The sequence below is a fragment of the Clostridium tagluense genome (assembly GCF_003865095.1).
GTDB lineage: Bacteria > Bacillota > Clostridia > Clostridiales > Clostridiaceae > Clostridium_AD > Clostridium_AD tagluense.
Genome location: NZ_BHYK01000001.1, coordinates 18,054 through 32,028 on the forward strand (window position 1 = coordinate 18,054; position 13,975 = coordinate 32,028).

General features: G+C 29.4%; 12 protein-coding genes. 9 read left to right on the forward strand and 3 right to left on the reverse strand.

The window, feature by feature from the left end:
• The first annotated feature begins 3 nt into the window (after positions 1–3).
• From arcA to Ctaglu_RS00145, 4 genes are all read left to right on the forward strand, one after another.
• Positions 4–1,212 (forward strand): arginine deiminase, encoded by a 1,209-nt coding sequence (arcA, locus tag Ctaglu_RS00130; protein ID WP_124996839.1) that lies wholly within the window; start codon positions 4–6, stop codon positions 1,210–1,212.
• Positions 1,213–1,253: 41 nt separating this feature from the next.
• Positions 1,254–2,252, forward strand: coding sequence for an ornithine carbamoyltransferase (argF, locus tag Ctaglu_RS00135; protein ID WP_124996841.1), 999 nt, complete (start codon positions 1,254–1,256; stop codon positions 2,250–2,252).
• Positions 2,253–2,480: 228 nt separating this feature from the next.
• A complete protein-coding gene (locus tag Ctaglu_RS00140) occupies positions 2,481–2,687 on the forward strand; it encodes a hypothetical protein (protein ID WP_124996843.1) in 207 nt (68 codons plus the stop codon).
• A gap of 363 nt (positions 2,688–3,050) precedes the next feature.
• Entirely contained in the window at positions 3,051–4,964 is a 1,914-nt protein-coding gene (locus Ctaglu_RS00145) for an EAL domain-containing protein (RefSeq protein ID WP_124996845.1), read from the forward strand.
• A gap of 67 nt (positions 4,965–5,031) precedes the next feature.
• Here the strand turns inward: Ctaglu_RS00145 and ispF are convergent, their stop codons facing one another.
• A complete protein-coding gene (gene ispF / locus Ctaglu_RS00150) occupies positions 5,032–5,499 on the reverse strand; it encodes a 2-C-methyl-D-erythritol 2,4-cyclodiphosphate synthase (RefSeq protein WP_124996847.1) in 468 nt (155 codons plus the stop codon).
• Positions 5,500–5,622: 123 nt separating this feature from the next.
• Here ispF and Ctaglu_RS24960 point away from each other — a divergent pair, with 123 nt between their 5' ends.
• Together Ctaglu_RS24960 and Ctaglu_RS00155 are read left to right on the forward strand one after the other, a co-directional pair.
• On the forward strand, positions 5,623–5,772 hold the full coding sequence (locus Ctaglu_RS24960) for a sortase family protein (protein WP_185732548.1): 150 nt from the start codon (positions 5,623–5,625) through the stop codon (positions 5,770–5,772).
• 578 nt (positions 5,773–6,350) lie between these two features.
• A complete protein-coding gene (locus Ctaglu_RS00155; RefSeq protein ID WP_124996849.1) occupies positions 6,351–6,887 on the forward strand; it encodes a hypothetical protein in 537 nt (178 codons plus the stop codon).
• A gap of 126 nt (positions 6,888–7,013) precedes the next feature.
• Here Ctaglu_RS00155 and rluF read toward each other — a convergent pair whose 3' ends face one another.
• Positions 7,014–7,799, reverse strand: a complete 786-nt coding sequence (gene rluF / locus Ctaglu_RS00160; protein WP_124996851.1) for a 23S rRNA pseudouridine(2604) synthase RluF — start codon at positions 7,797–7,799, stop codon at positions 7,014–7,016.
• A 294-nt stretch (positions 7,800–8,093) separates the two neighbouring features.
• Here rluF and Ctaglu_RS00165 point away from each other — a divergent pair, with 294 nt between their 5' ends.
• Positions 8,094–9,251 (forward strand): N-acetylglucosaminidase, encoded by a 1,158-nt coding sequence (locus Ctaglu_RS00165; RefSeq protein WP_124996853.1) that lies wholly within the window; start codon positions 8,094–8,096, stop codon positions 9,249–9,251.
• Positions 9,252–9,279: 28 nt separating this feature from the next.
• On the opposite strand, the gene Ctaglu_RS00170 is transcribed toward Ctaglu_RS00165, so the two are convergent.
• The gene (locus Ctaglu_RS00170) at positions 9,280–9,852 is read right to left on the reverse strand and encodes an anti-sigma-I factor RsgI family protein (RefSeq protein ID WP_124996855.1); all 573 of its coding nucleotides are present in this window, start codon (positions 9,850–9,852) and stop codon (positions 9,280–9,282) included.
• Between the two features lie 213 nt (positions 9,853–10,065).
• Here Ctaglu_RS00170 and Ctaglu_RS00175 point away from each other — a divergent pair, with 213 nt between their 5' ends.
• Both Ctaglu_RS00175 and Ctaglu_RS00180 read left to right on the forward strand, forming a co-directional pair.
• The gene (locus tag Ctaglu_RS00175; RefSeq protein WP_124996857.1) at positions 10,066–11,415 is read left to right on the forward strand and encodes a GAF domain-containing sensor histidine kinase; all 1,350 of its coding nucleotides are present in this window, start codon (positions 10,066–10,068) and stop codon (positions 11,413–11,415) included.
• Positions 11,416–11,614: 199 nt separating this feature from the next.
• Positions 11,615–13,972, forward strand: a complete 2,358-nt coding sequence (locus tag Ctaglu_RS00180) for a DUF5050 domain-containing protein (RefSeq protein WP_124996859.1) — start codon at positions 11,615–11,617, stop codon at positions 13,970–13,972.
• Positions 13,973–13,975 lie beyond the last annotated feature (3 nt).

Here is a 13,975-nt window from a genome sequence, read left to right on the forward strand (position 1 = left end):
AGGATGGATAAGAGAAAAATCAATATTTATTCAGAAATAGGAAATTTAAAGACTGTTCTTATACATAGACCAGGGGAAGAAATTGAAAATCTTATACCAGAGTATCTAGAAAGACTTTTATTTGATGATATTCCATTCTTAAAGGTAGCAAGGGAAGAACATGATAATTTTGCTAAGATATTGCAAGAAAATGGTGTTGAAACCTTATATCTTGAAAATTTAGTAGTAGAAGCAGTAAAAGATCCCAAAATTAAGGAATTATTTCTAGACGAAGTTATAGATGAATGTGGTATAAACGAGACTAGAATCATAACATCTCTGAAGGATTATTTATATTCATTGTCAGAAAAGGGAATGATAGATAAGGTCATGTCAGGAATAAGAAAAAAAGAGATTGAGATTAAAGAATATTATGATGAGTATCCATTTATAATGGATCCGATGCCTAACTTATATTTTACAAGAGATCCATTTGCATGTATTGGAAATGGAATAAGCTTAAATTCTATGAAAACTAAAACTAGAAGACGTGAGACAGTGTTTGGAAAATATATTTTTAAATATCATCCAGAACTGAAGGATTCAGGTATTCCGTTGTGGTATGATAGAAATGAGGTATATAATATTGAAGGTGGCGATGAATTAATTTTGTCAAAAGACGTTATTGCCATTGGACATAGTGAAAGAACAGATAAAGAAGCGGTTATAAGTATGGCTAAGAATATATTTGAAAATGGTGAATCTTTTAAAACAATTTTAATTTTTGATATCCCTAAAACTAGGGCGTTCATGCATCTAGATACTGTATTTACAATGATCGATTATGATAAATTTACTGTTCATCCAGGAATAGAAGGTACTTTAAAGGTAACAGCAATAACTTATGATCATAAGAATAAGGAATTAATATTTAGAGAAGAAGAAGGTAGTTTGGAAAAGATACTTTCTAATCATTTAAAAAAAGATATTACTTTGATACGCTGTGGTGGCGGGGATAAGGTTATAGCAGGAAGAGAACAATGGAATGATGGATCAAATACACTAGCTATATCTCCTGGTACCGTAATAACTTATGAGAGAAATTATGTTACTAATGAGATTTTAGATAAAAACAACATAAAGGTACTTCAAATGGCTTCTAGTGAGCTATCAAGAGGTAGAGGTGGTCCTAGATGTATGTCTATGCCATTCTATAGAGAAGATTTAATATAACTATAAAAAAATTTAGTATTGATAAGAGAGGGGAATTTATTATGTTTAACTTAAGAAATAGAAATTTTTTAACACTTATGGATTTTTCACCAAAAGAGATTAATTATTTTCTTGATTTAGCTAGAGATTTAAAAAGAGCTAAATATGCAGGTACAGAACAGCAAACATTAAAAGGTAAAAACATTGCATTAATATTTGAAAAGAGCTCAACAAGAACAAGGTGTGCTTTTGAAGTAGGAGCACTAGACCAAGGGGCACATGTAACTTACCTTGGACCTACAGGCACTCAAATTGGTAAAAAGGAATCCGTAGCAGATACAGCGAGAGTTCTTGGAAGAATGTATGATGGAATAGAATATAGAGGATATGGACAAGAAGTAGTTGAAGAACTAGCAAAATATGCAGGAGTGCCAGTTTGGAATGGATTAACTACTGAAGACCATCCAACACAGATCCTTGCAGACTTCTTAACTATAAAAGAACATTTTTCTAAACCGTTAAATGAAATCAAATTTGTTTATGCTGGTGATGGAAGAAATAATATGGCAAATGCACTTATGATAGGAGCTGCCAAGATGGGTATGGACTTTAGAATAGTTGCCCCAAATTCATTATTTCCTGAAGATGCACTAGTTAATAAATGTAGAGAAGTAGCCAGTGATACAGGAGCAAAAATCACTATTACGGATGATGTAGCGCAGGGAGTAAAAGATGCAGATGTTATATACACTGACGTTTGGGTATCCATGGGAGAAGCAGATGAAGTGTGGGAGCAAAGGATTAATATATTAAAACCATATCAAGTTAATAAAGAAATGATGAAGTTAACAGGCAATAAAGATACTAAATTTATGCACTGTCTGCCAGCATATCATGATTTAAAAACTGGAGTTGGTAGAGAAGTATTTGAAAAATTCGGAATGAATGGTGTTGAAGTTACAGACGAAGTATTTGAAAGTGAAGCTTCAATAGTATTTGATGAAGCTGAAAATAGAATGCATACTATAAAAGCAGTTATGGTGGCAACATTAGGAAATTAATATATCATCATAGTAGGTAATGATTTGATTAGATGATACATTTTATTAAAAAAACTTTCGAATTTATTTCGAAAGTTTTTTTGATTTGTTAATCTAAGTTTTTTATATCCTATATTTTAATAAAATATAAAAGAATAAATCAAAGATATCAAAATTTTAAGCATAAATATTTGTATACCGTAATATTTATTAATTTATAGTTATTAAATATAAAAGGGGTAGATATATATGCTAAATAAGATACCACTATTAATTTATGATATTTTTGGGGATAAAGTAGAGATTATGAATTATACAAAAGTTTATTTTATAAATAAAAATGAGGAGGGATATGTGCTTCATGTAGAGCAACATGATAGAATTACATCTATAAATGAGTTTGACTTAGAAAAAAGAGAAGATAAGTACTATTGCACAAGAAAGTTATTTAGCTAACTAAAGTTTAAACATGGCTTTAGCAGGAGAAATTTTAAAATCATACAAGAGTTATAAATTATAAACTTGTGTGATTTTTTCTATTTATAGCAATATAATATATTTGTAGTATAATCAAATTAAGAAGATTATGTTTTGCATACCCAAAAAAGATTATCTATAAATATAAGTGTGAATTAACCTATAATTAGTGAAAACCATAAAATTTATAGAAGTTAATAGTTTATACATTGTTAAATTCACTAGAAATGGTTTATAATTTTATAATATTAACATGTGAAAATTAGTAAGTCTGGAGAAATGTATGTTTATCTATATTATAAATAATAGTGTAATCACAATAACTGATACAGGGGGTAAAATATGCTAAGCCAGCAAGAGAAGATAATGGTTTTAGAAAACTTTAAGGAAGAAAATCAACCTATAGAAATAATAAATGAATTAAATGATGGAGAATCTGGTGCAGCGGTATATACTGTGGAATTTGGTGAATCTCGCAAACTCGGAGTTTTAAAGATTCAAGAAATGAATGAAAGTGGATTACATAATAAAGCCTTTTTACAATCAAAAGAGAATGCAGTTGAAGGATATATACCTAAAATTATTGATGAAGTGGAAATACAATGTAAAAATAATTTAAAAAGATTTGGAGTGCTATATGAACTTGGGGGAGATAACGTATTAGGAATTAAAACCCTAAAATATTCTTTGGAAAATGAATTAGCATTAGTTAAACAAACTTCAGAACAAGTAGCTAAATTTTTATATACTTGGAATAAACCGCATACCTCAGAAATTAAATCTCCCATTGATATAATGAAAACCTCCTTAGGCTATAGATTTATGGATGAAAAACTTATAAGGGCTTTTGAGACCTTAATGATTGATGAAGATAAAAAATGGTTAGTTATTGATGGAGCTGATAAATTTTTCCCCAATCCCTATAGATTCTTTACAGATGAAGAGGTTTGGAAAGGTAGTGAGATAAAATATTTACATTCCTGTATACATGGAGATTTCCATGGAGGAAATATAATTGTTTCAGTGAAGAAACCATCTATTATCGATTTTGGAAGTTATCAAACTCATAGTAACATTTTTTATGATACAAGGTATTTAGAATTACATTCACTAATGGATTATTTAAAGTTTGATAATAATAAGCAAAGAAAATTTTGGATTAGTTTATGTGAAGAGTTAACAAAAAATGTAAAATATGTTGATATACCTGATGGTGATGGAGCTAGTATATTAAGGGATATAATACCGGAATTAAGACATGGCATAGATTATTTGCTTTCGGATTCTAGAAATAAACTATATGAGCCATCTTTTTATTTAGCTGGAGTTTCTGCAGGACTTAACTTCATCCGTAAAACCAAGGACGAAAATAAAAGAATGGCAGCAATGATATATACAATGTATAACTTAAGAGCTGTTTTAAAACATGAACTTATAGATTTATATAATCCTAGTCTATCATCATGTAGTAGTATTCAATGGTTTTTAGACGAAACTTCCATAAGTCAGTATTTAGATAAGGAATCAATCTATAAGATTGATCAAAAGGCTTATCATATTTCAGGTATAATAAAAAACAAATCTATAGAACTTACTGTAGAGCCTATTATAAATCTAAAAAGTGGGAAGGTTAAATCATTAGAAATATTAGTCAGAGATTCAAGATTAGAATTTTTCCCAGATGAAATGTTTGAAAAGGCTAGGCTTACTGGGGACTTAGAAAAGCTTACATTGCTGGCTTGTGATAAGTTGTGTAATTATCTAAATAGACTTAGGCCATTTATTGAAGAGGGATTATTTTTTAAACTTCAATCGGATACAACCAGGCATACTATCAAAAAAGTCATAAATAAATTACAAGGGACGAACTTGGTTTTAGAAATTACACAACGAATACCAAGAAGTGCATTCTGGCGTAATTTTGCTCATGAGCTAAAATTCAAATTAGCTATGGAAAATTTTGGAGAGGGAAACTCTAATATGGTAGAATTAATAAAGATGAAACCGAATTTTATAAAAATCTCCCAACAAATTGTTAGAGATGTTCATAAAGATGAAATAAAAGCATTAATGGTAGAACATATGGTTAAAATGGCTATAAAAACTGATATGAAAATTATAGCTGAGGGAATACGAACTTTAGAAGAAAAGAAAAAGTTAATAGAGCTAGGTATTGAATACGGACAAGGAACATATTTTTCTTCTGCTATGCTTATCGATCATGCAGATTATGAAATTTGGGAAAAAGGATTTTAGGGTTTTAAGGACATTTCTTTTATAAGAAATGTCCTTAGTTTTTTATTTTCGAAAAAGTTATAAGTTTCTATTTTAAAAGGCATATGGCATTGGATGAGATCCCCTCACAGCTACCAGTAAAACCTAGACCTTCCTCTGTAGTAGCTTTAATATTAACTTTATCTATGGGTAATTGTAATGCCAATGCTATATTTTTTACCATATAAGGGATGTGCGGTGCCATTTTAGGGCTTTGTGCAATAATTGTGGCATCAATATTTTCAATTATATAATCCTTAGCTTTTACTAAAGTTCCTACATGTTTAAGGAGATCAATGCTAGAGGCACCTTTATATTTAGCATCGGTATCAGGGAAATGCTTCCCAATGTCACCAAGAGCTGCAGCTCCTAAAAGAGCGTCCATAATAGCATGAATGAGAACGTCGGCATCTGAATGACCTAGTAACCCAGTTTCATGAGGTATGTTTACTCCGCCAATTATTAAACTTCTATCTTTAACTAATCTATGAACATCGTATCCCATTCCAATTCTCAAGCAAATTACCTCTTTTCAATTTAATTTATAAATAAGTTCAATAGACCTAGCATATTTAACTTATTTATTTTTTTCATGTGCCTAATATAGCATTTTATACGGATGTAATCAAGGCATTTTATTATGTGTTACGAAAGTAAAGTGGTAAAATCAGAAGAAATATCTGTTCTAGATGATACGCAAGGTGCAGAAACCATATTAGTAACCTGTAGGATAATAATAATAACCAGCAATATTATTATTATAATAAAAGGAACAAATGTGAATAAATAGAATAAAAGTTATTAACATGTTATCAACAAAACTGTGGATAATGTGCATAACTTAAAATTAAAATTTTCAAATATTTTATTTAAAATGAAAAAAAATACATATTTTCATAAAAAATATTTCTAATTAATACTAATAATCAGTTCATAACATCAATTCCACAACTTATACACAAGGCAATTGTGGATAATGTGCATAAGTATTGAATTGTATATAATTTTTTTAAAAAAACCTATATAGGTTTAATACATTTGTGGACTAGTAAGTTTTAATGTGTATAATCTGTTAATCTAAATAAAAAACATTAAATAAATTAGATTATCAATAAATTTATAAAAATAATTAAATATATAAGTAAAGAATACTTGTATAAAATATGAAATTTATAATTTATATATATAAAATAAAGAAACTTTGCCATCATTACGCTTGCTTAAATATTTTTTAATGATATAATATATTTTGTGTCAAATTAATACATTGGAAAAAAACTACATAAATTTAAATTATTATTATACTATTTGCTTTAAATTATGAAGACAGTAGTAAATATAAATAACATCACTTAGGGGGAATTTTAAATGGTTAAAAAGGTTTTATCTAGTATTTTGGTATTAGTAATGGCGGGTTCTTTAGTAGCTTGCTCAGGTAACAAAAATGTAACTAAAGACGATACAGCTACAAAGCAAGAAGAAACTAAAAAGACTGAAACTACAGAACCGGCTAAAGAAGCTATTAAGTTTGAGTCACTAACTCAAATGATGGACAGTATTTCAGAGAAAGACCAGTATTATTCAGATCACTACAATTTAAAAATATTGAAAAAAGATGCACTAGTAGCTTACGATGCAAAGGCAACTACCGTAAGGCAAAAAGCTATGGCAGATAATAAAATTGATGCTAAGAGTTCAAAGACTTATAAGTACTACAACAATGTTAATGGCGTACGCTTTGAAAAGGATTACATAGTAGTATATGATGCAAGTAAAGTGCCTACAACAGTATACGACGTGATAATAGCACTCTCAGATAAAGACGAACCATCTTTGAAAGAAGTTAAAGAAAATAAAGCAATAATAACTGATGAATTTAAAGTCTTATTTCCAAAAGAATTATAAGTTAAATAAAATAGTCATTGTTAACTAAGAGTAACAAGTTATCCACAAATGACTTGTTGATAATGTTTATAACTCTATATAAATTAAAAAGCACACAATTTTGTGTGCTTTTTTTGTATAGGTATATTATTTTGAGGCATTTTCAGTTTTAATAGAATCAGAAATTAAATCATTAATACCTACTAGTTCATTTTGTGTTATATATCTCCATTTACCAATAGGTAATTTAGCTATAGAAACATTCATAATTCTAAGCCGCTCAAGTCTTACCACCGCGTAACCTAAACACTCACACATTCTTCGAATTTGACGGTTAAGGCCTTCTGTTAAAATTATTCTAAAAACATATTTGCTTTCTTTTCTTACAAAACACTTTTTAGTTACAGTATTAAGTATAGCTATGCCATTTGCCATATTTTTTATAAAATCTGTGGTTATGGGTTTATCCACAGCAACAATATACTCTTTTTCGTGGTTATTACCTGATCGTAGAATCTTATTTACAATGTCTCCATCATTTGTTAGAAAGATGAGACCTTGAGAAGGTTTATCAAGACGACCTATGGGGAAGATTCTTTTTGGAAAATTTATAAAGTCTATAATATTCCCCTTGATTTTATGCTCTGTAGTGCAGGTTATTCCAACAGGTTTATTGAAAGCTAAATAAACTAATTCTTCTCTTTTTTTTAATGGCTTACCATTTATTTCAATGAAATCTGCTGCAGATACTTGAGTGCCCATTTCAGGAATTTTACCATTTACTTTAACCTTGCCTTCGTCAATCATTTTATCAGCCGCGCGCCTAGAGCAAAAACCCGTTTCACTTATAAATTTATTTAATCTAGTTTTTGAAGCAAAATTTTCATAGTGCTGAATAATGTTTTTTTCTTTATCATTATTTATGGTTTTCATTTTACACCGTCCTTTGGAATTGTAAAGTAAAATTAAGTTGAATAATTAATAATATATGGTAAAATAGTTATAATATACGGCAGAATATCCATATGAATATAAGCAATGGAATAATTGTGGACAAACCGTTTATTAACAAAAATAATGTTTTATTTCATTATATTAAATAATCATCAAAACATAAAGAGAAATGGCAAATTAATTAGATTTTGGAGTGAAGTTGTTGATTAAGACAAGTTAGTGGATTGAGATACTTTAGTTGATTTTTAATAAAAAGTATAGGGGGAAGATAAATTGATAAGTAAAATTATTTTAAACAAGTTAAAATTATTCCTAATTATAATGTGTGGTTTATTTATATTTATTCCCAATAATGTTATAGCAGCCACCAGGCCTATTCAAATGGAACATAAGACAAATGTACCAGCTGATAAAGTGTGGAAGATTAAGTTTAATCAAGGAATTAATGTAGACAAGCTTAGTGATAGTGTTAGGGTTTATAATCCCATAGGACTACCAGCAAAGGTAAAAATATCATATGACATTATAAATAATACCATAAAAGTAGAACCACCAGATGGAGGATATATAAATGGACAAACTTATGCTTTGCAAATTTATCAAAGTATAAAGGATTTAAAGAGGAATGCACTGAAGGCGCCTGTAACCATGAATTTTACTATAGAAGTATTAGATAAGAGTCCAAGAATAGATAGTGGCAATAAGAAATATAATTATGAAAAATATGATAAGACAATAGATCAAATTGTAGGAATGCAAAGTAAAGGTGACGCTTTTAATGTTGTACCTAATTATATGTTAGAGGCTAGTAATAAAGATATTTATGAATATCTCAACCCTAAAAATTTTGAAAATCATGATTATGCTGTGTATCAATTTTTAACATTGAATTATATTGATGGAATTACTGTAGAAGATGTAGATAGTTTATTAAAGGGCGAGGGAATATTAGAAGGACAAGGAAAAACACTAATAGATGCTTGTAAACTATATGATGTTAATCCAGCCTATATTATTGCCCATGCTATTTTAGAAACTGGTCATGGATCATCAGCACTGGCTAAAGGTATAGTGGTTAATCAAGTTGCTGGAAAACCAGTTGTAAGTAAAACAACATACAATATGTTTGGTATAGGTGCATGGGATGAAAATCCAAATAAACTAGGCTCTGAAAGAGCATATAAGGAGGGGTGGTTTACTGTAGAGGCTGCTATAGAAGGTGGAATTAAATTTGTTTCTACTCAGTATATTAACAATAGCACTCGTAAACAGAACACATTATATAAAATGAGATGGAACCCAGAGAGTCCAGGAGTTCATCAATATGCTACGGATATAGCTTGGGCATATAAACAAAGTTACAGAATTAAAGAAATTTTAGATAAATGCAGTAATGCATCTTTAATATTTGAAATACCTCAGTATAAATAGAACTAAGGGTATCCTGGAAGGGATACCCTTAGTCAATTTTAACTTGTTCATTATTATTTACTAATACCTTGAAATTATTAGTGTTGGCGTATTTTATAAACTCAGTCAAGTTAATGGGACTCTTATTTTTGTTTCCAGAAATAAATATAGAAATTTTAAAACCATCATCTGCATGTGCTTTAGTTAGGTATTTTTGCTTAATAGATTCATCTAGAATTAATGTTAAGGCCACGTCCAATGGCTTATCTTCTAAAGAAAGAAGTTGCTTAATTTTATAGCCTCCAGAGCTTACTCCTTCAACTTTTTTTATTTTATCCATACCAGTTACCTCCATCTTTATAGAAGAATTCATGTCTACAATAACGGAATAATTATTTTTATTATCTAAATATAATTTTTTTATTGAAAATAAAAGTACTGCCATGCAAGCGATTACTAATAAATATTTCCAAATGGCAACACTATGAAATTCTTCACCTGCATAGGGTTCACCTATTTTAGGTGAAGCCGCATGCTTTTCGAGAGTAGCAAATTCATTCTTTGCGGTTATGATATATACTTTATTTTTTTCAATATTGATTACTTTACCAGCTTTTCTCATAAAGTCACCTCTTTCATATGATAGATAGAATACATTAAATACTTATTAATACTTGACATAACGTAAAATAATTGTTATTTTCATTGTAGCACAGTATTAAATTGTGTTTTGATTGTAAAATTATATAAAATATTTAACAGAATCGAAGATGATTAATAGCATCGAAGATGATTAATAGCATCGAAGATGATTAATAATAAATAGAGGTATAGTATGATAAAGATATTAGAGAACAACGGTTACTTATATATAGGCATCTTAATTATAGCAAGCATTGCAATTGTTCATATAAAAATGCTAATGATTAAAAAATCTAATGAATTTGATAAGAAAATTAATGCTACTATTAATATATTTAGTTCTACAACAGATATCAATGATATTTTTAATAGGCTACTGGAAAATTTATATGAAATTTTAGATTATGATATTGCTATAAGTGTACTTAAAAATGGTAATAATTTTGAACTTACGGCCTGTCATGGGTGTGAAGAAGAAACAAACATAAGCAGTTATTTGAAGGATAATAAATGTATTGAACTACTAAAAAAAATCACAAAGTCTGGGACAACCTACTATATTAAGGATTTAAAGAAAGCAGATTATACAAATTATAGCACAGGGATTGAATTATTATTATTATACCATATGAGAAGCTTATTTATAATTCCAATAATTTATAAAGAAAATATATATGGGGCAGTGATAATGCTAAATCATAAAAAATCAGCTTATAATGAAGGTGAGAGAGCTAATGTTTTTTCCTTTGTTAGGCAAGTAGCCATAGCTATAGAAAATGCTACGCTTTTTCAAAAACTAAAAGATGTGGATAAGATGAAAACAGATTTTTTATCGACTGTTTCTCATGAGCTCCGGACTCCGTTAACTTCAATCATTGGCTTTGCAGAAATGGTTAAGCGCAAGTTTGAAGGAGTTATAGTGGAGCAGCTAGATCTTGAAAATGATAAAAATAAAATAGCAGTCATTAAGATAAAAAGAGATATAAATATAATTTTATCAGAAGGCGATAGATTATCATGTCTTATAAATGATTTATTAGATATATCAAGGATGGAAGCTGGAAAAATCAGTTTGAATATGAGAGAAATTGATATAGAAGAAATTATAAACCAGGTAATAACCTTAACTAATCCAATTATTAGAGACAAATCTGTTCAAGTTATACTAAATATAAGAGAATCACTTCCTAAAATTATGGCAGATAAAGATAAATTACTTCAGGTAATAATTAACCTTATTTCTAATGCCATAAAATTCACGCAGCAAGGGTGTATCGTATGTACAGCTAGAGCGGTGGAAGAGAATGTAATAGTAAGTATTAGTGATACAGGGATTGGAATTAGAGAGGAAGATAAAAAAAATATATTTGAAAAATTCAGCCAAGTTGGTGATACTCTTACAAATAAACCCAAGGGGACAGGCCTTGGACTAGCTATATGTAAGTATATTATCGAAGAACATGGTGGAGAAATATGGGTTGAAAGTGAAATAGAAAAAGGCAGTGATTTTTCATTTAGTATACCTATTTCAAGGAAAAAATAAATAAATATCATAGCCTTTGTATATAGAATAAAAAAAGTATTTCGTGTATAATATATTCATTGGAAACTTGTTGGAAGTTTACCAACTATAGCAAAAAATGTTTATGACAAAATATTAACAAGTGTTGTGTAAATTGTGAAATACATACTGAGATTTTATTTATAACGCTTGTGGTTCTAAAATCAAAGGGGGTGGATTTTTGAGGAAAACTGGAAAAGGATTTAAAGTTTTGTTACTTATATTCCTTACCATTATTTTATGTGGGAATTTTAAATATGTAATGGCAGTAGAAAACGCTGTCAAGATAGCCTTTGTAGGAGTAGATCATTCTCCATTAATTGCAGGGGATAGTGAAAGCTTTTATTTAACGGCTATGGGAGCTAAGAGAGTTAAATATAGAGTGTTTTTAATTGATGCTAACATGAATAAAAAGATAGAAATTACTAGTGGGTATACAGAATCATTAGATGCGAGTAAACCATATATGGTTACGCCTAGTGAAAAATTTAAATTAGGTAAATACAAGCTTATAATTTGGGTTAAAGAAGAAAAATCTGTAAAAAATTATGATAGTGAATATATAGCTAGTTTAAACTGTGTAAATAGAGATGATAATAATAGAGTGTATTCAGCAGGTGATGTTGATATTTCTAAAGATGTTTATACAGTAGGCGAAAAGGTAACGATAAATGGGATAAAAAATATTAGTGGAATGAAAGGTCCATATACATATAAACTTCATGTATATGATACTGAAACTAATGAATGGATATTAGATAATAAGGGGTTTAGGAACAATTTAGAATGGGTACCTACCAAACCAGGAACCTATGTTTTAGTAGTTTGGGATATGTCTTATAATTCTACACTCTGGAAGACCATGATTAAAAGTCCAGAAAGTAAGTTATATGAAGGATGGAAGCTTAAAGTTATTACAGTAAAAGATACGGAGAAAAGTGTACAAGTATCTTTTGTGGGTGTTGGACATTCGCCACTAGTGGCAGGTGAAAAAGAGAAATTTTACATTACTTCAAAGTATGCAAAAAAGGTTCAATATAGAGCTTGGATATATAGTGATAACACAAAAACATCCGAAGATATCACTAATGGTTATACTCCTTTAGTGGATGCAGATAAACCTTACGAGATTTCTCCAGATAAGAAGTTTTGGGTTGGAAAATATAGACTTGTGGTACGGGTTAGAGAAGAAAAATCACTGAAGGAATATGATAATTATTATGTTTCTTATCTCAATTGTGTTGAAAAAAACGATAGTAATAGAGTTTATACCATAAATGATATGGATATAGAGAAAAGTACTTTCAAAGTAGGGGAGAAAGTAACAGTAGGTGGAATTAAAGATATAAGTGGAATGGCTGGACCATATACTTATAAGCTTCACATTCTTAATACTACAACAGGTAAGTGGACGCTAGATAGTAAAGAATATAGAGGGAAAACAGAATGGATCCCCACTGAACCTGGCACATACGTTTTAGATTTATGGACAATGTCTTCTAATTCTACACTATGGCAAGTTATGAAAAGTGATCCAAGTAGAAAACTCTATGAAGGTTGGAAATTAAAAGTTATAAAAGTTGTACCTGAAAACGACGATGGTAATGAAGTAGAACCAGCAAGGCCATACACCGTAGTCAATGAGTTTAAAGAATTGTATGCTGCTATAGAAAACAAATATGATGTAATAATAAATGATGCTAAGGTAGCTGCAGTATATGATAAAGCGAAAGACATCGTAAATAATATAACTAATAATAATATGAGTGATTTAGAGAAGGAATTAGCTATACACCAATACGTTGTGAAAAATACAGCTTATGATTATGAAAATTATAAAAATGGAACATTGACGAAGGATTCCTATACAGCTTATGGAACATTAATTATTGGAAAGGCTGTTTGCCAAGGATACGCTGATACAATGAAGTTACTATTAAATTTAGCGGGAATAGAAGCTAAAGTATTAGAAGTCGATGCCTATGCAAAAAAAGAGCCCCATGCTTGGAATTTGGTAAAAATAGATGGGGAATATTATCATCTAGATGCAACCTTAGATGATCCAGTTCCAGATGAAGGGGATAAGGTGGCATATACTTATTTTAATTTATCTGATGAAAAAATCTCTAAAGACCATGAGTGGGTGAGGAAGAATTACCCAATAAGTGTCAATGAAAAATTTCAATATTTACAATCAATGAAACATGCTGTTATTGATGGAACTTGGATATATTTTACTAATCCGTTAAATGAGGATAAATTATATAAAATGTCATTGGATGGAAAAATACAAGCGAAACTTGTTGATTCTGTATCTTGGTTTGAAGCCGTAGATGAACAGTGGATTTATTACAGTAACTATTCAAATGGGGGATTTTTATATAAGATCAGAAAAGATGCTCTGGGAAATACTAAGTTAAATAATGAGTGGACTGTGGACATTGAGGTACAGGGTGATTGGATTTTATATAAAAACGGTAAAGATAACAAAAATTATAAAATAAGGAAAGATGGAAGTGAGAGACAATTAGTAAATTAGTAT

Excerpts from the sequence above, each read along its gene's own strand:
- Ctaglu_RS00175 (WP_124996857.1), top strand. The coding sequence starts at position 10,066 with ATGATAAAGATATTAGAGAACAACGGTTACTTATATATAGGCATCTTA.
- Ctaglu_RS00145 (WP_124996845.1), top strand. The coding sequence starts at position 3,051 with ATGCTAAGCCAGCAAGAGAAGATAATGGTTTTAGAAAACTTTAAGGAA.
- argF (WP_124996841.1), top strand. The coding sequence starts at position 1,254 with ATGTTTAACTTAAGAAATAGAAATTTTTTAACACTTATGGATTTTTCA.
- Ctaglu_RS00170 (WP_124996855.1), bottom strand. The coding sequence starts at position 9,852 with ATGAGAAAAGCTGGTAAAGTAATCAATATTGAAAAAAATAAAGTATAT.
- Ctaglu_RS00140 (WP_124996843.1), top strand. The coding sequence starts at position 2,481 with ATGCTAAATAAGATACCACTATTAATTTATGATATTTTTGGGGATAAA.
- rluF (WP_124996851.1), bottom strand. The coding sequence starts at position 7,799 with ATGAAAACCATAAATAATGATAAAGAAAAAAACATTATTCAGCACTAT.
- Ctaglu_RS24960 (WP_185732548.1), top strand. The coding sequence starts at position 5,623 with ATGTGTTACGAAAGTAAAGTGGTAAAATCAGAAGAAATATCTGTTCTA.
- arcA (WP_124996839.1), top strand. The coding sequence starts at position 4 with ATGGATAAGAGAAAAATCAATATTTATTCAGAAATAGGAAATTTAAAG.
- Ctaglu_RS00155 (WP_124996849.1), top strand. The coding sequence starts at position 6,351 with ATGGTTAAAAAGGTTTTATCTAGTATTTTGGTATTAGTAATGGCGGGT.